Annotated in this window: 25 protein-coding genes; 14 read left to right on the top strand and 11 right to left on the bottom strand. The window is 65.0% G+C overall.

Annotated features, from left to right (window positions below):
* Positions 1-38 precede the first annotated feature (38 nt).
* From AB7531_RS32405 to AB7531_RS32395, 3 genes are read right to left on the bottom strand one after another with little or no spacing between them, the layout of a single operon-like run.
* On the bottom strand, positions 39-1,052 hold the full coding sequence (locus AB7531_RS32405; protein ID WP_063984716.1) for an amino acid ABC transporter substrate-binding protein: 1,014 nt from the start codon (positions 1,050-1,052) through the stop codon (positions 39-41).
* Between the two features lie 12 nt (positions 1,053-1,064).
* Complete coding sequence (locus AB7531_RS32400; RefSeq protein ID WP_063984715.1) at positions 1,065-2,414, bottom strand: aspartate aminotransferase family protein; 1,350 nt, start codon at positions 2,412-2,414, stop codon at positions 1,065-1,067.
* A gap of 3 nt (positions 2,415-2,417) precedes the next feature.
* Positions 2,418-3,290, bottom strand: a complete 873-nt coding sequence (locus AB7531_RS32395; RefSeq protein ID WP_063984714.1) for a MurR/RpiR family transcriptional regulator — start codon at positions 3,288-3,290, stop codon at positions 2,418-2,420.
* 87 nt (positions 3,291-3,377) lie between these two features.
* Between AB7531_RS32395 and AB7531_RS32390 the strand changes: the two genes are divergently transcribed.
* The 3 genes from AB7531_RS32390 (at position 3,378) to AB7531_RS32380 (ending at position 6,057) form a co-directional block, all read left to right on the top strand.
* Positions 3,378-4,565, top strand: coding sequence for an amino acid ABC transporter permease (locus AB7531_RS32390; RefSeq protein ID WP_441280222.1), 1,188 nt, complete (start codon positions 3,378-3,380; stop codon positions 4,563-4,565).
* Positions 4,566-4,567: 2 nt separating this feature from the next.
* The gene (locus tag AB7531_RS32385) at positions 4,568-5,677 is read left to right on the top strand and encodes an amino acid ABC transporter permease (protein WP_231144412.1); all 1,110 of its coding nucleotides are present in this window, start codon (positions 4,568-4,570) and stop codon (positions 5,675-5,677) included.
* 197 nt (positions 5,678-5,874) lie between these two features.
* Entirely contained in the window at positions 5,875-6,057 is a 183-nt protein-coding gene (locus tag AB7531_RS32380) for a hypothetical protein (protein WP_135215961.1), read from the top strand.
* A gap of 53 nt (positions 6,058-6,110) precedes the next feature.
* On the opposite strand, the gene AB7531_RS32375 is transcribed toward AB7531_RS32380, so the two are convergent.
* Positions 6,111-7,529, bottom strand: coding sequence for an amidase (locus AB7531_RS32375; protein WP_063984710.1), 1,419 nt, complete (start codon positions 7,527-7,529; stop codon positions 6,111-6,113).
* A 116-nt stretch (positions 7,530-7,645) separates the two neighbouring features.
* Positions 7,646-8,422, bottom strand: a complete 777-nt coding sequence (locus AB7531_RS32370) for an SDR family oxidoreductase (RefSeq protein WP_441280221.1) — start codon at positions 8,420-8,422, stop codon at positions 7,646-7,648.
* Between the two features lie 159 nt (positions 8,423-8,581).
* Here AB7531_RS32370 and AB7531_RS32365 point away from each other — a divergent pair, with 159 nt between their 5' ends.
* A complete protein-coding gene (locus tag AB7531_RS32365) occupies positions 8,582-9,655 on the top strand; it encodes a tartrate dehydrogenase (RefSeq protein ID WP_063984708.1) in 1,074 nt (357 codons plus the stop codon).
* 126 nt (positions 9,656-9,781) lie between these two features.
* Here the strand turns inward: AB7531_RS32365 and AB7531_RS32360 are convergent, their stop codons facing one another.
* From AB7531_RS32360 to AB7531_RS32340, 5 genes are all read right to left on the bottom strand, one after another.
* Entirely contained in the window at positions 9,782-10,423 is a 642-nt protein-coding gene (locus tag AB7531_RS32360) for a suppressor of fused domain protein (RefSeq protein ID WP_063984707.1), read from the bottom strand.
* A 167-nt stretch (positions 10,424-10,590) separates the two neighbouring features.
* A complete protein-coding gene (locus tag AB7531_RS32355) occupies positions 10,591-11,664 on the bottom strand; it encodes a malate/lactate/ureidoglycolate dehydrogenase (protein WP_063984706.1) in 1,074 nt (357 codons plus the stop codon).
* Positions 11,665-11,675: 11 nt separating this feature from the next.
* On the bottom strand, positions 11,676-12,587 hold the full coding sequence (locus tag AB7531_RS32350) for an NAD(P)-dependent oxidoreductase (protein ID WP_063984705.1): 912 nt from the start codon (positions 12,585-12,587) through the stop codon (positions 11,676-11,678).
* Between the two features lie 12 nt (positions 12,588-12,599).
* Complete coding sequence (locus AB7531_RS32345; protein WP_063984704.1) at positions 12,600-13,850, bottom strand: Zn-dependent hydrolase; 1,251 nt, start codon at positions 13,848-13,850, stop codon at positions 12,600-12,602.
* A gap of 32 nt (positions 13,851-13,882) precedes the next feature.
* Positions 13,883-14,800 (bottom strand): LysR family transcriptional regulator, encoded by a 918-nt coding sequence (locus AB7531_RS32340; protein WP_063984703.1) that lies wholly within the window; start codon positions 14,798-14,800, stop codon positions 13,883-13,885.
* A 120-nt stretch (positions 14,801-14,920) separates the two neighbouring features.
* Between AB7531_RS32340 and AB7531_RS32335 the strand changes: the two genes are divergently transcribed.
* The 6 genes from AB7531_RS32335 (at position 14,921) to AB7531_RS32310 (ending at position 20,498) form a co-directional block, all read left to right on the top strand.
* Complete coding sequence (locus AB7531_RS32335) at positions 14,921-15,736, top strand: putative hydro-lyase (RefSeq protein ID WP_063984702.1); 816 nt, start codon at positions 14,921-14,923, stop codon at positions 15,734-15,736.
* 89 nt (positions 15,737-15,825) lie between these two features.
* A complete protein-coding gene (locus AB7531_RS32330) occupies positions 15,826-17,070 on the top strand; it encodes an ABC transporter substrate-binding protein (RefSeq protein ID WP_063984701.1) in 1,245 nt (414 codons plus the stop codon).
* Positions 17,071-17,220: 150 nt separating this feature from the next.
* The gene (locus tag AB7531_RS32325; RefSeq protein ID WP_063984700.1) at positions 17,221-18,099 is read left to right on the top strand and encodes a branched-chain amino acid ABC transporter permease; all 879 of its coding nucleotides are present in this window, start codon (positions 17,221-17,223) and stop codon (positions 18,097-18,099) included.
* Positions 18,099-19,082: a branched-chain amino acid ABC transporter permease gene (locus AB7531_RS32320; protein WP_063984699.1), complete on the top strand. Its 984-nt coding sequence runs from the start codon at positions 18,099-18,101 to the stop codon at positions 19,080-19,082. The genes AB7531_RS32325 and AB7531_RS32320 overlap by 1 nt, the downstream gene beginning before the upstream one ends.
* On the top strand, positions 19,079-19,810 hold the full coding sequence (locus tag AB7531_RS32315) for an ABC transporter ATP-binding protein (protein ID WP_028146884.1): 732 nt from the start codon (positions 19,079-19,081) through the stop codon (positions 19,808-19,810). The genes AB7531_RS32320 and AB7531_RS32315 overlap by 4 nt, the downstream gene beginning before the upstream one ends.
* Positions 19,794-20,498 (top strand): ABC transporter ATP-binding protein, encoded by a 705-nt coding sequence (locus tag AB7531_RS32310; protein WP_063984698.1) that lies wholly within the window; start codon positions 19,794-19,796, stop codon positions 20,496-20,498. Before AB7531_RS32315 ends, AB7531_RS32310 begins: the two co-directional genes overlap by 17 nt.
* A gap of 160 nt (positions 20,499-20,658) precedes the next feature.
* Here the strand turns inward: AB7531_RS32310 and otnC are convergent, their stop codons facing one another.
* Complete coding sequence (otnC, locus tag AB7531_RS32305; RefSeq protein WP_063984697.1) at positions 20,659-21,333, bottom strand: 3-oxo-tetronate 4-phosphate decarboxylase; 675 nt, start codon at positions 21,331-21,333, stop codon at positions 20,659-20,661.
* A 105-nt stretch (positions 21,334-21,438) separates the two neighbouring features.
* Between otnC and ltnD the strand changes: the two genes are divergently transcribed.
* The 4 genes from ltnD to AB7531_RS32285 all read left to right on the top strand — a co-directional run bounded on the left by ltnD (position 21,439) and on the right by AB7531_RS32285 (position 26,290).
* Positions 21,439-22,356 (top strand): L-threonate dehydrogenase, encoded by a 918-nt coding sequence (ltnD, locus tag AB7531_RS32300; protein ID WP_441280220.1) that lies wholly within the window; start codon positions 21,439-21,441, stop codon positions 22,354-22,356.
* Positions 22,357-22,371: 15 nt separating this feature from the next.
* A complete protein-coding gene (gene otnI, locus AB7531_RS32295) occupies positions 22,372-23,154 on the top strand; it encodes a 2-oxo-tetronate isomerase (RefSeq protein WP_063984696.1) in 783 nt (260 codons plus the stop codon).
* Entirely contained in the window at positions 23,151-24,428 is a 1,278-nt protein-coding gene (gene otnK / locus AB7531_RS32290; protein WP_063984695.1) for a 3-oxo-tetronate kinase, read from the top strand. Before otnI ends, otnK begins: the two co-directional genes overlap by 4 nt.
* Positions 24,429-24,598: 170 nt before the next feature.
* Positions 24,599-26,290 (top strand): methyl-accepting chemotaxis protein, encoded by a 1,692-nt coding sequence (locus AB7531_RS32285; protein ID WP_063984694.1) that lies wholly within the window; start codon positions 24,599-24,601, stop codon positions 26,288-26,290.
* The last annotated feature ends 144 nt before the right edge of the window (positions 26,291-26,434 follow it).

Here is a 26,434-nt window from a genome sequence, read left to right as displayed (position 1 = left end):
CGACCTCTCCCCGCAGGCGGGGAGAGGTGAAGCACCGTTTACTTGAACGGCACCGCGTACATCAAGCCGCCCTTGCTCCAGAGGCCGTTGAGGCCGCGGTCGAGCTTGAGCGGGCTCGCCTTGCCGACATTGCGCTCGTAGATCTCGCCGTAATTGCCGGTGGCCTTGATCACCGTCACCAGCCATTTGTTATCGAGACCGAGCCGCGAGCCGAGGTCGCCGGAGGCACCCAGCAGGCGCTGGACCGCCGGCGTCTGTGACTTCGCCATCTCGTCGACATTGCCTTGCGTGACACCGAGTTCCTCGGCCTCGATCAGGCCGTAATGCAACCAGGTGATAATGTCGCTCCAGACTTCGTCACCGTTGCGGGTGAACGGGCCGAGCGGCTCCTTGCTGATGGTCTGCGGCAGCACGACGTAGTCGGCCGGATTCGGCGCCGCGGTCGTCACGGCGCCGGCGAGCGCGGAGGCATCCTGGGTCATGGCATCGCAGCGGCCGCCGAAGAAGGTCTGGTACATGGTGTCGACGCGGTCGAACACCAGCGGCTTCCAGTCGATGCCGTTGGCGCGGCCGTAATCGCCGAGCGTGACTTCATGCGTGGTGCCCTGCGCGACGCAGACAGTCGCACCCTTCAAATCCTTGATCTCCTTCACGCCGAGGTCCTTCTTCACGACAAAGCCCTGGCCGTCATAGAAGTTGACCGGCCCCTGGCGGAGGCCCAGCGTCACGCCGCGCAGATAGGTCTGCGTCGAGTTGCGGTAGAGTACGTCGATCTCGCCCGATTGCAGCGCGGTGAAGCGATTCTGCGCGGTCAGCGAGACGTAGCGCACCTTGCTGGCGTCGCCGAGCACGCCGGCCGCGAGCGCGCGGCAATAATCGACGTCGAGACCCTTGTAATTGCCCTGCGAGTCCGGCGCGGAGAAACCGGCAAAGCCGGCGCTGACGCCGCAGATCAGCGTGCCGCGGCTCTTCACCGTGTCGAGCGTCGCCGCCGACGCGGCAACCGTCGATGCTGCAAGCATGCCGGCTACGATAACCACTTTCCTCATCATATGACTCTCCCCTCAGTGATTGACACTACGCAACACGTTGTCGACGGCGGTGCCGAGCTTGTCGACGATCAGATCGATCTCGGCAGCCGAAGCGATATAGGGCGGCGCCAGCAGCACATGGTCGCCACGGGCGCCGTCCACGGTACCGCCACCGGGATAGCAGCCGAGCCCGTTGGCGAAGGCTTCCGCCTTGATCTTCTGGTTCAGCTTGAGCGCGGGATCGAACGAGGTGCGGCCGGCGCGATCGGCGACGAGCTCGATCGCCCAGAACAGGCCGCGGCCCCTGATGTCGCCGATATGGCGGTGATTGCCGAAGCGCTCGGTCAGGCGCTGCTCGAGTTGCTTGCCGCGCTCCTTGACGCGGTCTAGCAGGCGGTCCTCGCGGATCACATCCTGCACCGCGAGCGCGGCTGCGCAGGCGAGGGGATGCGCCAGATAGGTGTGGCCATGCTGGAACGCGCCGGAGCCCGAGCGGATGGTGTCGATGATCTTGCCGCTCGCGAGCATCGCGCCGATCGGCTGATAGCCGCCGCCGAGACCCTTTGCGATCGCCTGGATATCCGGAGCAACGCCCTCCTGCTCCCAGGCGTGCGTCGTGCCGGTGCGGCCCATGCCGCTCATGACTTCGTCGAGGACGAGGAGGGCGCCATGCCGGTCGCAGATCTCGCGCACCGCCTTGAAGTAGCCGTCCGGTGCCGTCACCGCACCGGCGGTGGCACCGACGACGGGCTCGGCGAGGAACGCGGCGACGGTGTCGGGGCCAAGCCGCTGAAATTCGGCTTCGAGCTCCGCGGCCAGTCGCGCCACGAACTGCGCATCGGATTCGCCCTCGTGCTTCTCGTGATAGGCGAAGGCCGGCGTCACATGGCTGAAGGCACCGGACAGCAGGGGCGCATAGGGCGCGCGCCGCCAGGTATTGCCACCGGCGGCGAGCGCGCCGAGCGTGTTGCCGTGATAGCTCTGCCGCCGCGCAATGAAGTGCTGCCGCTGCGGCTCGCCGCGCTCGATGAAATATTGCCGCGCCAGCTTGATGCTGGCTTCGATCGCCTCCGATCCGCCACTGACGAAATAGGCGTAGGCGAGACCGCCGGGTTCATGCCCGACCAGCGTCTCGGCCAGCGCCTCGGCCGGCTCGGAGGAGAAGAAGGCGGTGTGCGCATAGGCCAGCGTCGAGGCTTGTTTTGCCATCGCCGCGATCACGCGCGGATGCTGATGGCCGAGGCAGGAGACGGCTGCGCCGCCGGAGGCGTCGATCACGCGCCGCCCGTCCTCGGCGAAAAGATAGACGCCTTCGCCGCCGATCGCCTTGGGTGGCGTTTCGCGCAACGAACGGTGCAGCACGCGGCTGGTGCGAGCGGCCATGGGTCAACCTTTCTCTGAAATGTATGTGGAGGCCGCGGCGAGCCGCGCCTCGGTGGTTTCCAGGCGCTTCTTCGCGGCCGTGCCGCCGAGCGAGAACGTGACCGCCGCGAGCGATTGCGCAATCGCGATGGCACCCGTGAGACTCGGGAAGAAGCCGGGGGACGAGGCCGCCTCGAACAGCAGCACGTGGTCGGCGCCTTCTGCCATCGGCGCTGAGAGGCTGTCCGCGATCGCGATCAGCGCTGCGCCGGCACGATGGGCGGCCTGCGCAACGCGGACGCTCGCATGCGTGTAGGGCAGGAAGCCGATGACGATGACGGCTTCGCCGGTACGAAAGGCGCCGAGATCGAGATCGTCGGGGCCGGATGCGCCGACGAGTTGCACCTGTTCGGGACGGAACAGCCGGAGCTCGTAGTTCAAGAGCTCCGCGACGCTCCGGCAGCTTCGGTAACCGGCAATCCAGATACGCTTGGCGTCGTGCAGCGCGCGGGCTGCATCCGCAATCGGCTGGGCCGGAATGCGCAGAAGGCCGGCGCCCTCGGCCTCGAGCTTGTCGGTGACGAGCGCGACATCGGCGTTCGGGCCGTGACGGCGGCTCTTGGCGCGGCCCGAGAAAGGTGAGATCTGCGAAGGCCGCCGCGCTTCGGTGAGTGCCGCGCGCAACTGGTCCCAGCCGGAATAGCCGATGGCCTTGGCAAGCCGCGTGAATGCAGCCGGGTCGGCGCCGGCCTCGGCGGCGAGATCGCGCATCGAACGGGTGGTGGCGTCGTAGTCATTGGCGGCAACGAAGCGGCCGACCTCCTGCAGGCGCAGGGGGAGCGATGGCAACGCAATGCGCAGTTCGCTCAAGGGCGAGGATTTCGTGGGCTCGGCCATGAAACATTTGTTGCACGCTTTTAAGATTGGTGCAACAGTTGACGTGCGCCGCCGGAAATCGTTGCTCGCCAGAAGGATTTTTGTGCTGTGACTTCAGACAGTCCAAGACCGCCGCCCCGCCGTCGCTTCTTCGGCGGATTTGGCCGCCGAGAGCTGCAAGGCCTGTTCTGGCAGGTGCTCGTCGTCGGAATCGTGCTTGGGGTTGTCGCCTTCCTCTGGTGCAACACCGTCACCAATCTCTCGGCCCGCCGCATCACCACCGGCTTCGCTTTCCTCGGCCGGGAAGCCGGCATGCCGATCGCCGACAGCCTGCTCTCTTATAATCCGAGAGACACGTACCTGTGGGCCTTCGTCGTCGGCATCGCCAACACCTTGCGCGTCGCCGTGATCGGCATCGTGCTCGCGACGATCCTGGGCACGCTGATCGGCATTTCGCGTCTCTCCGCCAACTGGCTGTTGTCGCGGCTCGCCGCCGTCTATGTCGAAACGCTCCGCGACATCCCGCTGCTGCTTCAGCTCTTGTTCTGGTACGTGTTGATGCAGGCGCTGCCGGCCGCGCGCGCGGCCTGGCGGCCGGTCGAGGGCGTATTTCTGTCCAATCGCGGCCTGATCCTGCCGGCGATTCCGGTCGGCTCGCCGCAGCTCTGGGTGCTCGGTACAGCCGTGCTCGGGCTTGCCGTGTTCTATCTCATCAGGCGATGGCTGATCGCGCAGCAGATGCGCGACGGCAAGCCGCGGCCGGCGTGGCCCTTTGCGGTTGGCCTCATCGTCGCGCTGCCGGCGGCAATGTCGGTGGCGCTTGGTGTGTCCTGGAAGATCGAATGGCCGGAGCTGCGCGGCTTCAACTTCGTCGGCGGGCTGACGCTCGCGCCGGAGTATTTCGCGCTGCTGATCGCGCTCGTGACCTACACCTCGGCCTTCATTGCCGAGATCGTGCGCAGCGGCATCCAGTCCGTGCCGCGCGGACAATGGGATGCCGCCAATGCGCTCGGCTTGCGCCGCAGCTTCATGCTGCGGCAGATCATCCTGCCCCAGGCGCTGCGCGTCATGGTGCCGCCGAAGACGAGCCAGTACCTCAACCTGACCAAGAACTCCTCGCTCGCGGTCGCGATCGGCTACCAGGACGTCGTGTCTGTCGCCAATACCACGCTGAACCAGACCGGGCAGGCGATCGAGGCCATCGCGCTGATCATGGCGGTGTTCTTGACCATCAGCCTCTGCATCAGCTTCTTCATGAACTGGTACAATTCGCGCATCGCGCTGGTGGAGCGCTGATCATGACGGCGATCGCCGATATTCCGGACGCCCCGCGCGCTGCCCGCCGCCCGCAGATGGGCAACCCGGTGCTGCGCTGGCTCCGCACCAATTTGTTCTCGTCGATCCCGAACGCTATTCTTTCGGTCGTGTTGCTGGCAGTCCTCGCCAAGGGCATCTTCAGCTTCGTGCAGTGGGGCATCGCGAATGCCGTGTGGCTCACGCCGGCAAACGACTCCAGCGCCTGCCGCGCCGCGCGCGGCCTCGGTGCCTGCTGGGCGATCATCCCCGAAAAATATCGCTTCATACTGTTCGGCACCTATCCGTTCGACGAGCAGTGGCGGCCGGCGCTGTCGGTGGTGCTGTTCATCGCGCTGTTCTATCTCTCCACCCGCCGCGCCCTGTGGCGGCGCGAGCTGGCCTATATCTGGATCGGCGCGCTGGCGCTGATCAGCGTACTGATGTGGGGCGGCGTGTTCGGCCTCTCCTTCGTCTCGCAGGACCGTTGGGGCGGATTGCCGGTGACACTGATCCTGGCGACGTTTGGATTGGCCTTTGGTTTCCCGCTCGGCATCCTCGTCGCGCTCGGCCGGCGCTCAAAGCTGCCGGCGATCCGCTCGCTCAGCGTGCTCTATGTCGAACTGATCCGCGGCGTGCCGCTGGTGAGCCTGTTGTTCATGGCGAGCGTGATGTTTCCGCTGTTCATGCCGAGCGGCTTCAATATCGACAAGCTGCTGCGCGCGCAGATCGCCATCATCCTGTTCGCGGGCGCGTATCTTGCCGAAGTCATCCGCGGCGGCCTCCAGGCCGTGCCGCGCGGGCAATATGAGGCCGCCGATGCGCTCGGGCTGTCCTACTGGCGCAAGCATCGTCTGATCGTGCTGCCGCAGGCGATCCGCCACGTCATCCCGCCGCTGGTCAACACCTTCATCGCGTTTTTCAAGGACACCAGCCTAGTCCTGATCATCGGCATCTTCGACCTGCTGACGACGGCCAAGACCGCGATCATCGATCCGGCCTGGCAGCAATTCTCGGTCGAGGTCTACATCTTCGTCGCCGCGATCTACTTTGTCTTTTGCTTTGCGATGTCGCGGTACAGTCGCGGCCTGGAGGCGAATACCGCCTCGAGGTGAGCGGCTTTCCCCGCCGCGGGAGCGAGCCAGAAACGCTGGAAGCCTATACTGGAGCGCGAAATGCTTATGCCGCGCCTATATCGCGTGCCTGGATTCAAACTGGCAATCCTACGCGGCGAGATCCATCTGCAATTTGCTGGTGGCACTCACAAGAGGCACGTCACATCATGATGAAATCAGTTCTCGCAGCGTCGGCCATGCTGGTCGCGCTTTGCTCCGCCGCCTCTGCCCACGAGGCAATGAATCACTCGCACATGGCTTCGGCGGCCACCGCCCAGATGTCGGAAACGCATCCGAACTCCTTCGCCTTCGCCGCTCCAACGGATGAGGCCGGATACGATGCGCATCGGTATCACGGCGGGCCGAAAGCGAACGACTAGGGTCTGACCGGCGCACGGCGGGGACGGCCAAGTCCCCGCCGGTGCGGCTCGCGTCAGGCCTTCACCTTGGGATCGATCGGCGTGGAGCCGCGCAGACCCAGAATATCTTCCAATACCTTCGCGCCGGCGATCACCTGCGCATCCGCGCGCGGGGCACCGACGACCTGTACGCCGACCGGGAGGCCAGACGCCGTGAAGCCGCAGGGCAGCGACAGCGACGGGCAGCAGGCGAGCGTGATAGCGTAGACGATGCCGAGCCATTCGACATAGTTCTCGAACTTCTTGCCGGCGCATTCGGCGACATAGCGGTGCTCGATCGGGAAGGGCGGCACGATCGTGGTTGGCGTCAACAGCAGGTCGTAGTTTTTGAAGAACTCGATCGCGCGCGCGGTCATGCCGACGCGTTGCGCCTCGGCGCGCGCGAGCTGCTCGACGGTGAGCTTGAGGCCTTCCTCGATGTTCCAGATCACCTCGGGCTTCAGGAGGTCGCGCTTGGTCCGCAGCAGATTGGCCTTGGTGATCGCGAAATCGAAGGCGCGCAGGACGTGGAAGCATTCATGCGCCTCGCGCCAGTCCGGATGCGCTTCCTCCACGATCGCGCCGGCCTCCGCGAAGCGTTCAGCGGCCTTGCGCGTGATCGCCTTGACCTCGGGATCGACCGGGGTGATGCCGAGATCGGGCGAATAGGCGATGCGCTTCGGCTTCTTGCCTGACTGCGCCGCCGACAGGAACGAGGTCGCAGGTGCGGGCAGCGACAGCGGGTCGTCCGCATAGTCACCGCTCATGGCATCCAACAGCAGCGCAAGATCCTCGACGTTGCGCGCCATCGGCCCCACCACGCCGAGATTGCGGTCGATCGCCGATTTGGGCGTATGTGCGACGCGCCCGATGCTCGGCCGCATGCCGACGACGCCGCAGAACGCCGCGGGGCTGCGCAGGCTGCCGCCCATGTCGGAGCCCTGGGCGAGCCAGGCCATGCCGGTGGCCAGCGCCACCGCCGCGCCACCGGAGGAGCCGGCCGCAGACTTCGTCGTATCCCAGGGATTGAGCGTCGCGCCAAACACTTCGTTGAAGGTGTTAGCGCCGGCGCCGAATTCCGGTGTGTTCGACTTGGCGTAGACGACCGCGCCATTGCCTTCGAGGTTCTCGACCATGAGATCGGACTGCTTGGGCACATTGTCCCTGAAGATTGGCGAACCCTGTGTGTTCAGCACGCCCGCGACATCGGTCAGGTCCTTGATCGGTACCGGCAGGCCCGCGAGCAGCCCGCGGGCTCCGGCCGGCTTCTGCATCAGCGCCTTGGCGTTGTCTCGCGCGCGGTCGAAGCATAGCGTCGGCAGCGCGTTGACCTTGCCGTCGACCTCACCGATGCGCTTCTCCAGCACATCCAGAAGCTCGAGCGGCGAGACGTCGCCGGATCGCAGCTTATCGACGACGGCGCAGGCCGTTTCGCGGATCAGGTCTTGAGACAACTATTCTACTCCTGTGCTTATTCAATCGTCATTGCGAGCGCAGTGAAGCAATCCAGAAATGTACCTGAGATGGCAATCTGGATAGCTTCGCTGCGCTTGCAATGACGCGGATAGAGTTAACCCCAGCCCGCGCTGATGCCGCCATCCACGGTATAGATGACCCCCGACGTATATCCGGCGCGATCGGACGCCAGGAACGCCATGAGATCGCCGATCTCGCGCGCATGCGCGGGCCGGCCGAGCGGCAGGCTCTTCTGGAATTCCTTGTAGCGGCTCTCGTCGCCGAATTGGTGCTTTGCCCGCGTCTTGAGCAGGGTGACGTGGCGATCGGTGCCGACCGGGCCGGGATTGATGCCGACCACGCGGATGTTGTCGGCGAGGCTCTTGCCGCCGAGCGCGCGGGTGAAGGCCATCAATGCGGCGTTGCCGGCGCTGCCGCAGATGTAATTGGCATCGAATTTTTCGCCGGCCGCGCCGATGTCATTGACGATGACGCCGCCGCCCTTCGCCTTCATCTGCGCGTAGATCTGCCGCGTCAGGTTGATGTAGCCGAACACTTTCAATTCCCAGGCGTGCCGCCAGGTCGCCTCGTCGATCTTGTCGATCGAGCCGCCGGGGATGGCGCCGGCATTATTGACGAGCACGTCGATGTCGGCGGCTTCCCTCGCGAGCCGCGCCAAATCCTCGGCCTTGCGCAGGTCCACGATGCTCGTCGCGGCATCGATCTGGTGCGCGGAGCGCAGGCGGTCCGCCAGCGCCTTGAGCTGGTCGCCGCTGCGGGCGGCGAGCAGGAGGTTTGCGCCTTCCTCGGCAAACGCCTCGGCGGCGGCTGCGCCAATGCCTTTGGACGCGCCTGTGATCAGGACGCGCTTGCCACGCAGATGCAGATCCATGAAGGGTACTCGCTCGGTGGGAACATCAGGATCAAACCAGTAGGCGCTCGGCCGCGCCACGGTCAACATTGCAGTGCAGCGTTGCACTGCTGCCGAGTTTGGTCCATTGCAGTGCGGTCAAAAAGGCGGCGGCTGCCGGACCAACCAGGGACGTTCTCGATGAGCAAGAAACAATACCGGATTGCAGTCATTCCCGGCGACGGCATCGGCAAGGAAGTGATGCCCGAGGGCCTGCGCGTTCTGGAGGCAGCGGCGAAGAAGCACGGGGTGTCCCTGCATTTCGACCATTTCGACTTCTCGTCCTGGGACTATTACGAGAAGCACGGCCAGATGATGCCGGACGACTGGAAAGAAAAGATCGGCAAGCATGACGCGATCTATTTCGGCGCCGTCGGCTGGCCGGCCAAGATTCCGGATCACGTCTCGCTGTGGGGGTCGCTGATCAAGTTTCGCCGCGAGTTCGACCAGTATGTGAATTTGCGCCCGGTGCGGCTGATGCCCGGCGTGCCGTCGCCGCTGGCGAACCGCAAGCCCGGCGACATCGATTTCTGGGTGGTGCGAGAGAACACCGAAGGTGAATATTCCTCCGTCGGCGGCCGCATGTTCCCGGACACCGACCGCGAGTTCGTGACGCAGCAGACGGTGATGACCCGCATCGGCGTCGACCGCATCCTGAAATTCGCTTTCGAGCTCGCGCAGTCGCGGCCGAAGAAGCACCTGACCTCGGCGACCAAGTCCAATGGCATCTCCATCACCATGCCCTATTGGGACGAGCGCGTGGAGGCGATGGCGAAGAAGTTTCCGGGCGTGAAGTGGGACAAGTACCACATCGACATCCTGACCGCGAACTTCGTGCTGCATCCGGACTGGTTCGACGTCGTGGTCGGCTCGAATCTGTTCGGCGACATCCTCTCCGATCTCGGCCCGGCCTGCACCGGCACCATCGGCATCGCGCCATCGGGCAACATCAATCCCGAGGGCGATTTCCCCTCGGTGTTCGAGCCGGTGCACGGCTCGGCGCCCGACATTGCGGGGCAGGGCATCGCCAACCCGATCGGCGCGATCTGGTCCGGCGCGATGATGCTCGAGCACCTCGGCGAGAAGGAGGCCGGTAAGTCGATCGTCGATGCGATCGAGCGCACCCTCGCCGAACGCACGCTCCGCACCAAGGATCTCGGCGGCAACGCCGACACCACCGCCTGCGGCAAGGCGGTCGCGGATATGGTGGATTGAGGCGGGGCGAGCTGCGTAGGGTGGGTTAGCCGAAGGCGTAACCCACCACTGCTCGTATCCGCGGAGACAGAAGAGGTGGGTTACGCCGAGCAACTGCGCTTCGCGCAGTTGCAGGGCTAACCCACCCTACACATACGATTTCCGCGTCGGATCGAAGATCGGCGGATAATCGTTCTCGTCGAGCAGATCGAGAAACGGGTCGAGTCCCTGGGACTTGATGAGGCCGAGCTCTTGATGCGAGATCAGGTTCACGGTCAGGATCTCCACGGGATCGCACGCGATCTCCAGCGCCTCGGCGATCTGCTTATCGGGGCCGATGATCGGTGTGAGAAACAGGAACGTCTGGAAGTCCGTTCCTGCAACCGGCGGACACGGCAGCGCGACGCGATGACCAAAACCGAACCAGGTCGTGTCGATGAACGGCAGATTGGCGAGCCAGCGCAGATTGGCGCAAACCTCCTCTGTCGGCTCCCGGACATACCACATCAGCTCGGCACGTGGCTTTGCGTCGCCATGCACCCCCGGCATTCGCTGTTCGCTCATGCCGTTGGTCAGAAGCACATAACCTTCGTCAGATCCCTCTTCGCACACCGGCACGAAATCGCGGCCAAAGGCGTGGATGTCGATGCGGCGCTCCGCGCTGTCCGTGAAGCTGTGCTCGGGCTCGCCCAGCTCGCTTTCATAGATCGCGAGCCGGTGCCGGTAGAAGTCGATTTCGGGTAACGGCTCGCTCGAGCCGGACATGAGCTTTGCAAGACGGGAGAACATGTGAACCTCGGGGGCGGATGTGGACCGGGATATTCGCGTTGTCGTGAGACGACGCGGGCCGGTTCAAATCCGCTCCACGAGTGCGGTGATGCTTCGCTTTAGTCCAGACCTCGTTGCGCGATAGTGCACTTGGCCGGGCTATTCTCAGCGATGCGCTTCGTTCCCGACTAGCCCGCGATCTTCTCGATCGCAGCCTGGTCCAGTCCGAACTTCGTCCCGGCCTCCAGGATTTCCTGCCAGGTGGTCGGGTCGACCGGAATGCCTTCGGCCAGACGCTTCTTCCTGGTCTCGCGCTCGGGATCGCCGGCGATCTTCACCTTGTCGATGCCGGGAGCGGGCGGCGAGCCGGTGTGCCAGGCAACAAAACTCTCGACCTCGCTCGCAAGGTTGTCGCCGGTGCCGAGCTTGTTCGGGTCGATGACGATCGAGAGCATGCCGTTGAGGACGTTGTACTTGCCGTCGGACGGGCCCTTGACCACCTGCCCGCCGGAGAGCGCCCCGCCGAGGATTTCGCACACCAGTGCGAGCCCCGAGCCCTTGTGCTCGCCGAACGGCAGGATGGCGCCGTGCGGCGGGATCACGGTGTAGCGCGGATTGACGGTGGGCTTGCCTTCGTTGTCGATAATGGTGCCGGGCTCGAGCTCGACGCCCTTGTTGTGGGCGACGCGGGTCTTGCCCTGCGCGATCCTGCTGGTGGCGAAGTCGAGCACGATCGGGTCCTTGCCCCTGCGCGGGATGCCCACGCAGAACGGGTTGGTGCCGTGGCGCGCATCGCTGCCGCCCCACGGCGCCACGATCGGGCGCGAGATCACGTTGACGAAGTGGATCGAGACCAGCCCGTGGTCGATGCACTGCTCGGCCCAATGGCCGATGCGGCCGATGTGGTGCGAGTTGGAGAGGCCGACGAGACACACGCCGTTGCGCTTGGCGCGCTCTGCCGCCAGCTCCATCGCCTCATGGCCGATCACCTGGCCATAGCCGGTGAGGCCGTCCAGGGTGAGAAGCGGACCGGTGTCGAGCACGATCTTGACGTGCTGGTTCACGGCGAGGCCGCCCGTGGTGACGCTCTGGACATAGCGCGGGATCATGCCGACGCCGTGCGAGTCATGTCCTCTAAGATTGGCCTCGACGAGGTTGGTGGACACGAGCTCGGCTTCGCGGTCCGTAGATCCGCCCGCCTTGACGATGGCACGGACGACATTGGTGAGCGGCTGTGCCTTGATGGTGCGATAGTCGGCCATTGTTGTTGCTTTTATCCCTTCACGATCCGGCGGCAATGGACCCATGCCGCTTCAATCAGGTTCTCGCTCGCTTCCGGCGTGCGGAAGGCCGAATGCGCCGACAGCGTCACGTTCGGAATCTTCGTCAACGGATGGTCGCCGGGCAGGGGCTCGATGTTGAAGACGTCGAGGCCGGCATGGCGGATGTGGCCGGACTTCAGCGCGTCGATCATCGCGGTCTCGTCGACGACGGCGGCACGCGCGGTGTTGATCAGGATGACACCGGGCTTCATCGCAAAAATCTTCTCGCGCGTAATCATGCCGCGGGTCTCGTCGTTGAGCAGCAGATGCAGCGACACGACGTCGCTTCTCGCCAATAGCGTGTCGAGATCGGTGAACTCGACGCCCGGATGGCTCTTTGGCGACCGGTTCCAGGCGATCACCTTCATGCCTGAGCCGACCGCAATGCGTGCGACTTCCGCGGCGATGCCGCCGAAGCCGATCAGGCCGAGCGTCTTGCCGGTTAGCTGCATGCCGTCCTCGCGCAGCCAATTGCCGACGCGCATCTCGCGGTCCATCATCGCGATGACGCGGGCGGAGGCCCACATCAGGGCGATCGCGGACTCCGCGACTGCCGTGTCGCCATACCCCTTGATCAGGTGCACGGAGATGCCGAGCTCGGCGAGCTCTTCCGGATTCATGTAGCTGCGCGCGCCGGTGCCGAGGAACACGACATGCTTCAGGCCTGTGCATGTCTTCGCGACCTCGGTCGGCAGCGCGGTGTGGTCGACGATGGCGATCTCGGCGCCATCGAGGACTTCAGGATATTGTTCGGGCTTGATGTCGGGATCCCTGTGGATCCGCACCTCGGGGTCGCCGGGCTTCCCGAGCCGCTCCATGATCACGGCGAGGGCTTCGTTGGCGTCGACGAAAACTCCGCGCATGGCTCTCTCCGATCAGGACGCGACGCCGGCGATCGCCAGCACGGTATGCATCAGCACGTTGGTGCCCGCGGCGCAGTCGGGCTGCGTGGCGTCTTCCAGCTCGTTGTGGCTGATGCCGTCCTTGCAAGGCACGAACACCATCGCCGCCGGCATGACGGTGTTGAGGTTGCAGGCATCGTGGCCGGCGCCGGAGGTGATGCGGCGAGAGGAATAGCCGAGCGTCTTCGCCGCGTTCTCGACCGCCGCGATCAGCTTGGGATCGAAATGCGTCGGCGGCTTGCGCCAGACCAGGTCGATCTTGACCTCGACCTTGCGGCGCGCGGCGATCTCGGCAATGGCGGCGCGCAGATCGCGATCGAGCGCGTCCATGATGGCGCCATCCGCGCTGCGGCAATCCATGGTGAAGGCGATCTCGCCGGGAATGACGTTGCGCGAGGGATTTGCGATCACGGCCTCGCCGATGGTGCCGACTGCTTTGGGCCCATGCTTCTTCGCAATGGCCTCCATCGCCAGCACGATTTCGGAGAGCGTCGCGAGCGCATCGCGCCGCAGCGGCATCGGCGTCGATCCGGCATGGCTCTCGAAGCCGGAAATCTTGCCGTCGTACCAGAGCACGCCCTGGCCGGAATCGACCACGCCGATGGTCTTGCCCTCGGCCTCGAGGATCGGACCTTGCTCGATGTGCAATTCGACGAAGCAGCCGAGCTTCTGGAAGCCGACCGGCTTGTCGCCGCGATAGCCGATGCTGTCGAGCGCCTGGCTGACGGAAGTGCCGTCGATATCCTTGCGCGACAGGATGTCATCGGTGGTGAAATCGCCGACGTAAGCGGCGGAGGCCATCATCGCCGGTGCGAAGCGCGAGCCTTCCTCGTTGGTCCAGTTGACGACGCAGATCGGCGCTTCGGTTTCGATGCCTGCGTCGTTCAGCGTGCGGATCACTTCCAGCGCGCCGAGCGTCCCCAGAATGCCGTCATACTTGCCGCCGGTCGGCTGGGTGTCGAGATGCGAGCCGATCCCGACGGGCAGCTTCGTCATGTCGCGGCCCTTGCGCAGGCCGAACTGTGAGCCGAGCGCATCGGTGTGCACATCGAGGCCGGCGTCCTCGCAAGCCTTGCGGAACCAGTCGCGCACCTGCTTGTCTTCGCTGCTCAGCGTCAGCCGCCGTACGCCGCCCTTGGCCGTCCCGCCAAACTGGGCGGTCTCGTGGATGGAGCCCCAGAGGCGGGCGGAATCGATTTGCAGATTGGTGGCGGCTCGGCTCATGCGGTCGGTCTCTCGGTTGTCCGGCGCCTTTTTCAATGACGCGCCGGCGCGGACTCGTCAACCGCGAGGCTGCTCTGCGCAATCTGCCGTGCGAGCTCGGCGACGCGCTCCACCGCGACGACGTCAGGCGAGGCGAGCCAGCTCGCCGTGAATGTCAGCGGCGCTATGGCGAGATCGGTTTGGAGCAGTTGCAACCGCCCGTCGGCGAGCTCGTTCTCGACGATGGCGTCGGGGATCACGGCGATGCCGAGCCCTTCGACCGCCATGTGGATGACCGTCGCCAGCGATGCGGACGCATGCAGCCGGATCGGCGGCAGCTCCGGCCGGTCGAAGACTTCGCGCACGACCTCGTAGGGCCTGGTCTTGCGCGGGAAGGTGATGATCGGAAACCGCGCGAGGTCGGCGCGCGTCACCGGGCCGTCGCCGAGCCCGAGCGAGGGGCTTGCGAGAAAGCCGATCGGATAATCCGCGAGCACGCGATTGTGGACGCCCGACGCCGACAGCGGCCCCACCACGAAGGCGAGCTCGATTTCCTGCGCGAGCAGGCGCGCAGTGAGGTTCGGCGTGATGTCGACCTCGATCTCCAGCGACAGGTTCGGATAGACTTCGTTCATGCTCTTGACGAGCCGCGGCAGCCAGGTGTGCACGATGGTCTCGGCGACGCCGAGGCGCATCACGCCGCGCATCGCCGAGCGATCGCCGATCTCGGCGATCATCGCCGCCCTCAGACCGATCAGCTTCTCGGCATAGACCATCATCTGCCGGCCGCTCGGCGTCGGCGAAGCAACGCGATGATCGCGGTTGAGGAGCTTCACGCCCATCTCGCGCTCGAGCTGGGCGATGCGCTGGGAGATCGCCGGCTGGGTCGTATTGAGCCGTGCTGCGGCGCCGCGAAAGCTGCCGAGCTTCACAACCCAGAGAAAGGTTTCGATCGACCTGAAGTCCAGCATTGAGAAGGATTTTCCCGATCGATAAATTGAATTTATCGATATCGATTAGAAAGGAAGATTAGACTTTATAGCATGCTTGGTGTTGGCTGTCTTTGTCGAGTTTATAGGCAGGTCGATCAAATGACTGTTTTGGTGGCAGCGCAGCAAACTGAAACGCCCGACACGCTCCCGAGCCGCCTGGCACGGCTCGCCTATCGCGGCGGCCAGGTCGGATCTACCGCCGGCGTCGCTCCCGGCTTCGTCCAGGGCAATCTGGCGATCCTGCCGGCCGAATATGCCAGCGCCTTTCACCGCTTCTGCCAGCTCAATCCGAAACCGTGCCCGATCATCGGCATGTCCGATGTCGGCAGCCCGCACATCCCCGCGCTCGGCGCCGATCTCGACATCCGCACCGACGTGCCGCGCTATCGCATCTGGCGCGACGGCGAGGTGGTCGACGAGCCGACCGACGTGACCAAGCATTGGCGCGACGATCTCGTGACCTTCGTGCTCGGCTGCTCGTTCTCGTTCGAAGAGGCGTTGCTCGACGAGGGCATGCCGATCCGCCACATCGAGCAGAACGTGCGCGTGCCGATGTACCGCACCAACATCGCCTGCGGCGAGGCCGGTCCGTTCGCCGGTCCCATGGTGGTGTCGATGCGTCCGTTCAAGCCGGCCGATGCGATCCGCGCGGTGCAGATCACCTCGCGTTATCCCGCCGTGCACGGTGCCCCCGTGCATCTCGGGCATCCGCATTTGATCGGCATCAAGGATCTCGCCAAGCCGGATTACGGCGATCCCGTGCCCGTCGCCGACGACGAGATCCCGGTGTTCTGGGCCTGCGGCGTGACGCCGCAATCGGTGATCAACGCCGCCAGGTTGCCGTTCGCGATCACGCATTCGCCCGGCCTGATGCTGGTGACGGATCTGAAGAACCGGAACATGGCCGTGATTTAGTAGGCAGCGTTTGCTGCTTCTTCGGGCTTTACCGCGTCCATCAATCGCTCCATTCGATCAGTCGAAATTTAGTAACAGGGGACTTTGCCATGACGATCTCTCGCCGCGACGTGCTGCTTGGTGCCACAGCCACTGCCGCGCTGGTGCCGCTCGCTGCACGCGCCCAGACCTCCGAGGTCGTGATCGGCGTGATCTATCCGTTCTCCGGCGGCAGCGCGCAGCAGGGCGTCGACGCGCAGAAGGCCTATGAGACCGCGCTCGAGGTCATCAACAAGGACACCGATTTCGATCTGCCGCTGGCCAAGGGCGAGGGTCTGCCGGGCCTCGGCGGCGCAAAAGTCCGCCTCGTGTTCGCCGACCACCAGGCCGATCCGCAAAAGGGCCGCGCCGAGGCCGAGCGCCTGATCACGCAGGAGAAGGTCTCCGCGATCATCGGCACCTATCAAAGCGCGGTCGCCGTCACCGTCAGCCAGATCTGCGAGCGCTACCAGATCCCGTTCGTCTCCGCCGACAACTCCTCGCCGAGCCTGCATCGCCGCGGCCTCAAATATTACTTCCGCGCCGCCCCGCATGACGAGATGTACTCGGCTGCGATGTTCGACTTCTTCGATGCTTTGAAGAAGAAGGGCACCAAGATCGAGACGCTGTCGCTGTTCCACGAGGACACCATCTTCGGCACCGATTCCGGCAACGCCCAGGCCAAGATCGCCGGCGAGCGCGGTTACAAGATCGTCTCCGACATCAAGTATCGCGCCAATTCGCCGTCGCTGTCGGCCGAAGTGCAGCAGCTCAAGAGCGCCAATGCCGACGTGCTGATGCCCTCGAGCTACACCACGGACGGCATCCTGCTCGTCAAGACCATGGGCGAGCTCGGCTACAAGCCGAACGCGATCGTGGCGCAGGACGCCGGCTTCTCGGAGAAGGCGCTCTATGATGCCGTCGGCGACAAGCTCGAAGGCGTGATCTCGCGCGGCACCTTCTCGCTCGATCTCGCGCAGAAGCGTCCCATGGTCGGCAAGATCAACGAGATGTTCAAGGCGCGCTCGGGCAAGGACTTCAACGACCTGACCTCGCGCCAGTTCATGGGCCTGATCATCCTGGCCGACGCCATCAACCGCGCCAAGTCGGCCGACGGCGAGAAGATCCGCGATGCACTGGCCGCGACCGACATCCCGGGCGAGCAGACCATCATGCCCTGGAAGCGCGTCAAGTTCGACGAGGCCGGCCAGAACAACGACGCCGACCCGGTGCTGCTGCAATATGTCGGCGGCAAGTTCGTCACCATCTTCCCGCCGCAGGCCGCGATCGCGGAAGCGATCTGGCCGATGAAGTAAGATTGGGAAGCGGGAGCTCGGACGTAGCTCCCGCCCTCATCCTGAGGAGCGGGCGTAGCCCGCGTCTCGAAGGACGAGGGCTGGGCCATCCTTCGAGACGTGCGCTGGTGCGCGCTCCTCAGGATGAGGATCTATTTCGGGGGACGACTTTTGACAGCTCAAGCCATTATCCAGAGTCTCGCGAGCGGCCTTCTGATGGGCCTGCTTTACGGACTGATCGCGGTCGGCCTCGCGCTGATTTTCGGCCTGATGGACGTCACGAACTTCGCCCATGGCGAATTCCTGATGCTCGCGATGTACCTGTCCTTCTTTCTGTTCGCGTTCTTCGCGATCGATCCCCTGCTGTCGGCCCCATTGGTCGCCGCGGCGATGTTCGTGTTCGGAGCGGTGGTCTATCTACTCCTTGTACGCTTCGCCATGCGGGCCAAGGCCAATGCCGGCATGGTGCAGATCTTCACGACTTTCGGCCTTGCGATCGTGATGCGCGGCCTCGCGCAGTACTTCTTCACGCCGGACTATCGCAGCATTCCACAGTCCTGGCTCGGCGGTAAAACCATCTCGGTCGCCGGCATCTTCCTGCCCGAGCCGCAGCTCATCGGTGCGCTGGTCTCGATCGCGGCCTTCGCCGGGCTCTACCTCTTCATCCACCGCACCGACTTCGGCCGCGCGCTGGAAGCCACCCGCGAGGATCCCGGCGCCGTCGCGCTCGTCGGCATCGACAAGAACCGCGTGTTCGCGTTCGGCTGGGGCCTCGGCGCCGCGCTGGTCGGTCTCGCCGGTGCGATCATGGCGGTGTTCTTCTACATCTATCCCGATGTCGGCGCGTCGTTCGCGCTGATCGCCTACGTCACCGTGGCGCTCGGCGGCTTCGGCAGCGTGTTCGGCGCCTTCGCCGGCGGCATCATTGTTGGCCTGGTCGAAGCGGTGACCGCGCTGGTGTTGCCGCCATCGCTGAAGTCCGTCGGCATCTATGCCGTCTATCTCCTCGTCGTCTTCATCCGGCCGCGTGGCCTGTTCGGGTCGATGTGATGGACAAGGCTTTTGCAGCGCGGCGCCGCCGCGATCTCATCATCGCCGCAGTGCTGGCCGGGCTCGCAGCGCTGGCTCCGCTGTTGATCAAGGATGTTTACGTCCAGAACATCCTGATCCTGACCCTGATGTATGCGGCGCTGTCGCAGAGCTGGAACATCCTGTCCGGCTATTGCGGGCAGATCTCGCTGGGGCACGCGCTCTATTTCGGCATCGGCGCCTACACCACCGAGCTGCTGTTCACCAAGTTCGGCGTGCTGCCCTGGTTCGGCATGCTCGCCGGCGGCGTGATTGCGGCGATCATCGCAATGGGGCTCGGCTATCCCTTCTTCCGCCTGCGCGGCCATTACTTCGTGATCGCGACCATCGTCATCGCCGAGATCGGACTGCTCTTGTTCCAGAACTGGGAATGGGCGGGGGCTGCGATGGGAATCACCGTTCCCGTGCGCGGCGACAGCTGGCTGAAATTCCAGTTCATGCGCAGCAAGCTGCCGTACTTCTATTTCGCGCTGGTGCTGTGCAGCCTCGCCTGGTTCGTCACCTGGTGGCTGGAGGACTCCAAATGGGGCTTTTGGTGGCGCGCGGTGAAGGACAATCCGGAAGCGGCCGAGAGCCTCGGCGTCGTCGTGTTCAACTCCAAGATGGGCGCGGCCGCGGTCTCCGCCTTCCTCGTCGCCATCGGGGGCGCGTTCTATGCGCAGTTTCTCGCCTATATCGATCCTGAAAGCGTGATGGGCTTCCAGTTCTCGCTGCTGATGGCGCTGCCGGCCGTGCTCGGCGGCATCGGCACCCTCTGGGGGCCTGTGCTTGGGGCTGCCATCCTGATCCCGATGACGGAGCTGACGCGCTCCTATATCGGTGGCTCCGGCCGCGGCGTCGACCTCATCGTCTATGGCGCGCTGATCGTTGCGATCTCGCTGGCCCTGCCGCGAGGCTTGGTGAGCCTGTTCTCCCGTTCGAAGGCAAGAGGAGCCACGCGATGACTGCGCTCCTTGAAACCCGCGGCGTCTGGCAGCGGTTTGGCGGCCTCGTCGCCAACAGCGATGTCTCGATCTCGGTCGGCCGCGGCGAGATCGTCGGTCTGATCGGGCCGAACGGTGCCGGCAAGTCGACGCTGTTCAATCTCATCGCCGGCGTCTTGCCGCCGACGCAAGGGTCGATCTGGTTCGACGGCGAGGATGTCACCAACATGCCGGCGGCCGAACGCTGCCAGCGTGGCGTCGGGCGCACCTTCCAGGTGGTCAAGAGCTTTGAGACCATGACTGTCATCGACAACGTCATCGTCGGTGCTCTCGTGCGCAACACTGTGATGCGCGAGGCGCGCCGCAAGGCGCATGAGGTGCTCGAATTCACCGGCCTTGCCGCACGCGCCGACGTGCTCGCGAGCGACCTCGTGCCGGCCGAGAAACGCCGCCTCGAAGTCGCCCGTGCGCTGGCGACCGAACCAAAGCTGCTGCTGCTGGACGAAGTTCTCACCGGCCTGACGCCGACCGAGGCGCAGACCGGCGTCGCGCTGGTGCGCAAGGTGCGCGATGCCGGCATCACCGTTTTGATGGTCGAGCATGTCATGGAGATCGTGATGCCGCTGGTCGACCGCGCCATCGTGCTCGACCTCGGCAAGGTGCTGGTCGAGGGTAAGCCTTCCGACGTCGTCCGCGATCCCAAGGTGATCAGCGCATATCTGGGAGATCGTCATGCTGTCGGTGCATGAAGTCACGACCGCCTATCAGGGTCTGGTCGCGATCTCGGCGGTCTCGATCGAGGTCCAGAAGGGCGAGATCGTCTGCGTCGCTGGCGCCAACGGCGCGGGCAAGTCGACGCTGCTCAAATCCATCGCCGGCGCCGAGCGTCCGCGTTCGGGCACGGTGACGTTCGACGGCAAGCGTCTCGACGGCATGGCGCAGCATCACATCACCGCCACCGGCATCGCCTATGTGCCGGAGAACCGCCGCCTGTTCCCGCGCCTGTCGGTGCGCGACAATCTGCGCCTCGGCAGTTATCTGTACCGCGGTGACGCCGACCGCGAGGGGCCGCTCAATCTCGTCTTCACACTGTTCCCGCGTCTCCAGGAACGTTTGGAGCAGCGCGCCGAGACGCTCTCCGGCGGCGAGCAGCAGATGCTCGCGATCGGCCGCGCGCTGATGACGCGCCCGCGGCTGTTGATGCTGGACGAGCCCTCGCAAGGTATCATGCCGAAGCTGGTCGACGAAATCTTCCAGGCGGTACTGCGCATCCGCGACGCCGGCATGACTGTGCTGATCGTCGAGCAGCGCATGGCCGAGTGCCTGGAGATCGCCGACCGCGCCTACATCCTGCAAACCGGCCGCGTGCTGATGCAGGGCCCGGCAGAGGAGATCAGGGGGAACCCGGACGTACGGAAGGCGTATCTGGGGCTGTAGTTACTACCTGGTCGGTGTCATCGCCCGCGAAGGCGGGCGATCCAGTATTCCAGAGACGCTAGTTGGATACGGAGAAGCTGCGGCGTACTGGATTCCCCGCTTCCGCGGGGAATGACTGTGGTGGATGAGGCGTCGTTAGTCCGCCCATGATCGAAGGGCGCTAATGCTCATGCCCATGCTCCGGCAGCGTCACCCCGAACACCTTCACCAGATCCTTCACCTGCTCCGGCGACAGATACCGCGGGTTCATCCCGCGCAGCAGCAGGTACAGCTTCGCCGTCTCCTCCAGCTCCTCCGTCGCGAACACCGCGGCCTCCAGCGTGTCGCCGGCGACCACCGGGCCGTGATTGGCGAGCAGCACGGACGAATATTTGCCCGCCAGTCCCTTGATCACATCCGCAACCGCGGGATCGCCGGGGCGGTAATAGGGCACAAGCGCAGTGGCGCCGCATTTCATCAGATAATAAGCCGTCATCGGCGGCAGCGCGGCGCGCGGGTCGATCTCGGGCAGCATCGAGAGCGCGACCGAATGGGTGGAGTGCAGATGCACGATCGCCCGCGCGCTTTCGCGCGTATCGTAGAGCGCGTTGTGCAGCGGAACTTCCTTGGTCGGCGCATCGCCCGAGAGGAGGCGCCCCCGTGCGTCCAGCCGCGACAGTCGCGCCGGGTCGAGGAAGCCGAGCGAGGCGTTGGTGGGGGTGACGAGCCAACCCCCGTCGTGCATCTTGACGCTGATATTGCCGGAAGAGCCCGGTGTCAGGCCGCGCTCGAACAAGGACCGTCCGAAGCGGCAGATATCCTCACGCAGCCGGGTCTCGTTGCTCATAGCCGTCATGCCCGCTTGTCTCACGCTTTGGCAGCGCGGCCAAGCCGTGTTATTCGGATCAGTGAGCCGCCGCAAAGGGCGGCCGTCCAGGAAACGTTCGCAAGGGTCAGTTGCATGTCCGCCTCCACGTCGCAAAATCAGCGTATCGCGGTCATCGGGCTCGGCTCGATGGGATTCGGCATGGCGACCTCGCTGAAGCGCGCCGGTCATGCCGTGACCGGCTGCGACGTCTCGGCCGACGCGGTGGCGCGTTTCGTGAAGGACGGCGGCGCAGGCGCCAGCACGCCGGCGGAAGCGGCCAATGGCGCCGACATCGTCGTCAGCGTCGTCGTCAATGCCGCGCAGACCGAGACCATCCTGTTCGGCAAGGATGGCGCCGCCGAGACCCTGCCGAAGGACAGCGTCTTCCTGTCCTCCGCCACCATGGACCCGGATGTGGCCCGTCGCCTCGCAAAGCAGTTGGAGGCGACCGGCCGTCACTATCTGGATGCGCCGATCTCCGGTGGCGCGCAGCGCGCGGCCCAAGGTGAGCTGACGATCCTCGCCTCCGGCAGTCCCGCTGCCTTTGCAAAGGCACGGCCGGCGCTCGATGCCATGGCGGCAAAACTCTACGAGCTCGGCGATGCCGCAGGGCAGGGCGCCGCCTTCAAGATGATCAACCAGTTGCTCGCCGGCGTGCATATCGCCGCCGCCAGCGAAGCGATGGCGTTCGCGGCCAAGCAGGGCCTCGACATCCGCAAGGTCTATGAGGTGATCACGGCCTCAGCCGGCAATTCCTGGATGTTCGAGAATCGCATGCCCCACGTGCTTGACGGCGATTACACGCCGCGCAGCGCGGTGGAGATCTTCGTCAAGGACCTCGGCATCATCCAGGACATGGCGCGCAGCGCCCGATTCCCGGTGCCGGTCTCGGCCGCCGCGCTCCAGATGTTCCTGATGACATCAGCTGCCGGCATGGGCCGCGATGACGACGCCTCGGTGGCGCGCATGTACGCGCAGGTCACCGGCGTAAAACTTCCCGGCGACAAGTAAGCCAAGAGGATTCCGATGCCCCGTTTCGCCGCCAATCTCTCGATGATGTTCACCGAGGTGCCGTTCCTTGACCGTTTCGACGCCGCTGCGCAAGCGGGCTTCACCGCGGTCGAATTCCTCTTTCCCTACGAGCATCCGGCCGAGGTGGTCGGCGAGCGGCTCAAGCGCAACGGTTTGACGCAGGCGCTGTTCAACCTGCCGCCGGGCGACTGGAACGCCGGCGAGAAAGGCTTTGCGGCGCTGCCGGCGCGCTTCGCCGATCTCAAGGCGAGCCTGGAGACCGCGTTGCCTTACGCCAAGGCGACCGGTGTCAAGCGGCTGCACTTGATGGCCGGCATTGCCAACCGCGGCGAGCGGGTCGCGATCGAGGCGTTCTACAAGTCGGTGGCGTGGGCTGCGGAGTTCTTCGCTCCGCACGGCATCGACATCGTGCTCGAGCCGATCAATGCGCGCAATGTGCCCGGCTACTTCCTCAATGATTTCGGCTTCGCGCGCGACCTGATCCAGGAGCTGAGACTGGCGAACCTGAAGCTCCAGTTCGACATCTATCACTGCCAGATCATCCACGGCGACGTCACCATGCGCCTGCGTGAGATGATGCCGATCATCGGGCACATCCAGATCGCGAGCGTCCCCTCGCGCAACGAGCCCGACGGCGAGGAGCTGAACTATCCTTTCCTGTTCACCGAACTCGACCGGCTCGGCTATACCGGCTTCGTCGGTTGCGAATACAATCCGCGCGGCAAGACCACCGATGGCCTCGCCTGGTTCAGGCCTTATGCGGGAGTGAAGCCGTGACGCTCGCACTGGGTTGCATTGCCGACGACTATACCGGCGCCTCCGATCTCGCCAACACGCTGACGCGCGCGGGCCTGCGTACCGTGCAGACCATCGGCGTGCCCGCGGACGATCTCACGCTGCCCGAGGTCGACGCCGTCGTGGTGTCGCTGAAGAGCCGCTCGATCGAGGCGGGCCTTGCCGTGTCGCGCTCGCGTGCGGCGGAGAAATGGCTGCGTGGCCGCGGGGCGCACCATGTGCTGTTCAAGGTCTGCTCGACCTTCGATTCCACCGATGCGGGCAATATCGGCCCGGTGATGGACGCGCTGCGCGCCGATAGCGGCGAGGCCGTCGTGCTGGTGACGCCGGCTTTCCCGGAGACCGGTCGCACGGTTTATCAGGGCAATCTGTTCGTCGGCGCCGTGCCGCTGAACGAGAGCCCGCTCAAGGACCATCCGCTCAACCCGATGCGTGATTCCAACCTGGTGCGCGTGCTGGCGCGCCAGAGCAAGACGCAGGTGGGTCTCGTCGACCTCGCGACCGTCGCCCGCGGCGCGGAGGCCGTGCGGGCTCGCCTTGCCGAATTGTCAGGCAAGGGCATCGGTGCCGCGATCATCGATGCCGTGTTCGACCGCGACCTCGAGGCCATCGGCCTCGTCGCTGCCCAGCATCGGCTGTCGGTCGGCGCCTCCGGCATCGGCCTCGGACTGGCGCGGGCTCTGGTCTCGACGGGCAAGGTCAAGTCGGCCGCTGGCAGCGGCGGGGCGGACGCCGCCGTCGGCGGACCGGCGGCCTGCCTCGCCGGAAGCTGCTCGCAGGCGACGCTTCAGCAGATCGCTAATGCCGAACGCGTCATGGCGGTGCTCCATCTCGATCAGGACCGTATTCTTACGGGAGCGGACGAAGTGCAGCGCGCGATCGCCTGGGCCAAGCCGCGTTTAGCCGACGGTCCGGTCCTGATCGCGTCGAGCGCGACACCGGATCAGGTCGCCGCCTTGCAGGCGCGCCACGGCCGCGATGCAGCCGGTCACGCCATCGAGCAGGCGATGGCCGACATTGCGGAAAACCTAGTGAAATCAGGCGTCCGTCGGCTGGTCGTGGCTGGCGGCGAGACCTCCGGCGCCGTCGTCGATCGCCTCGGGATTCCCGGCTTCCTGGTCGGCGCGGAGATCGCTGCGGGCGTCCCGGTGCTGCGCGCCGTCGGCGCTGAAGCAGGCGATATGCTGCTCGCACTGAAGTCCGGAAATTTCGGCGGGCCGGAATTCTTCGCGGACGCGCTTGGGCTCATGCGCTGAGCGCAGGACGTTCTTAGCTGCCTGTTCATTTCTTTCAGGCTCCGTACTCGAACGGAGTCGTAGTTAACATCTGCTCAGTCGCTCTGTTGTCTGATGTCGGCGTCGCTCCTTTTGGTTGATTGTTAAGACCTCCCGGACGCGCGCCCGCGCCAGCACAACGAGACCCGATTATGTTCGCCACCATTTCCATTCGCGCCAAGATCATCAGTGTCGTGGCGTTCCTGCTGGTCGCGATGACCGGCATGGGCCTGCTCGCCGTCACGAAGATGCGGTCGATGAACGCCAACACCACCGACATCACCACGAGCTGGCTGCCCAGCGTCCGGGTGCTCGGCGAACTCCGCGCCAGCGTCATCACCTACCGCAACGTGGTCCGCCAGCACATGCTGTCCGAGACCCTCGAGGAGAAGCTCGCCAACGAAAAGACGGCCGGCACCGTCATCGAGGCGCTCGCCAAGTCCCGCAAGGCCTACGAGCCGATGATCACTTCACCCGAGGAACGCCGGCTGTACAACGAATGGGCCAAGCTCTGGGACGACTACAAGAAGGGCACCGAAGACGTCATGGCGCTGTCACGCAAGGAGGCCGGCAAGGTCCCGCATGACGCCCAGGAGCTGAACACCAAGACGGTCAACAAGATCGGCCTTGCGTCGGATGAGGTCCTGATGAAGGACATCGATCTCAACACCAAGGGCGGCGACCAGGCTGCCCAGGATGCCGCCGACAGCTATTTCTATGCCTTCATGCTGGTCTCGATCATCCTCGGCGCCGCCGTGATCATCGGCATCGGCGTCAGCTTCTACCTGGTCCAGGACGTCTCCGCCGGCATCAACTCGATCATCCAGCCGATGCAGGCGCTCGGCAAGGGCGACCTCTCCGCCGAAGTCCCGCATCGCGGCGAGAAGACCGAGATCGGCGCCATGGCCGACGTGCTCCAGATCTTCAAGGAAGCCTTGATCGCCAAGAAAGCCGCCGACGAGGCCGCCGCCGCCGATGCCGAAGCCAAGATCGAGCGCGGCCGCCGCGTCGACGGCATCACCCGCGATTTCGAAACGATGATCGGCGAGATCGTCCAGACCGTGTCGTCGGCCTCGACCCAGCTCGAAGCCTCCGCCTCGACGCTGACCTCGACCGCCGACCGCTCACAGCGGATGGCGACCACGGTCGCCGCGGCCTCGGAGGAAGCCTCGACCAACGTGCAGTCGGTGGCCTCGGCCACCGAGGAGATGGCTTCGTCGGTCGGCGAGATCAGCCGCCAGGTGCAGGAATCAGCGCGGATGGCGGGCGACGCCGTCGGCCAGGCCCGTGCCACCACCGAGCGCGTCAGCGAGCTGTCGAAGGCGGCTTCCCGCATCGGCGACGTCGTCGAGCTGATCAACACCATCGCGGGCCAGACCAACCTCTTGGCGCTGAACGCCACCATCGAGGCGGCGCGTGCCGGTGAAGCCGGCCGCGGCTTCGCGGTGGTCGCCTCCGAGGTAAAGGCGCTCGCCGAGCAGACCGCCAAGGCGACCGGCGAGATCGGCCAGCAGATCTCCGGCATCCAGGCGGCGACCAACGACTCGGTCGGCGCCATCAAGGAGATCTCCTCGACCATCGAGCGTCTCTCCGAAATCTCCTCGGCGATTGCGGCTGCGGTGGAAGAGCAGGGCGCAGCGACCCAGGAGATCGCCCGCAACGTGCAGCAGGCGGCGCAGGGCACACAGCAGGTCTCCTCCAACATCACCGACGTGCAGCGCGGTGCGACCGAGACCGGCACGGCCTCCTCGCAGGTGCTGTCGGCAGCGCAGATGCTGTCCAACGACTCGAGCCGCCTCAAGACCGAGGTCAGCAAGTTCCTGACCAACGTCCGCGCAGCCTGAGCCGGGACACGATCGCAGTTCTGAAAGCGGCGCCTGCGGGCGCCGCTTTTTTACGGGGGTAAGCCGCTTCTTTTTACGGGGGTAAGCCGCTTCCGTAATATTCCGGCCGCAGGCTGCATATCTGGAATGCGATTTCGCAGTGCG

This window comes from Bradyrhizobium sp. 63_E2_N1_3 (genome assembly GCF_052076005.1).
GTDB lineage: Bacteria > Pseudomonadota > Alphaproteobacteria > Rhizobiales > Xanthobacteraceae > Bradyrhizobium > Bradyrhizobium barranii.
Note: the sequence above shows the minus strand (reverse complement) of the source record. Positions and strands in the feature narration are given on the sequence as shown.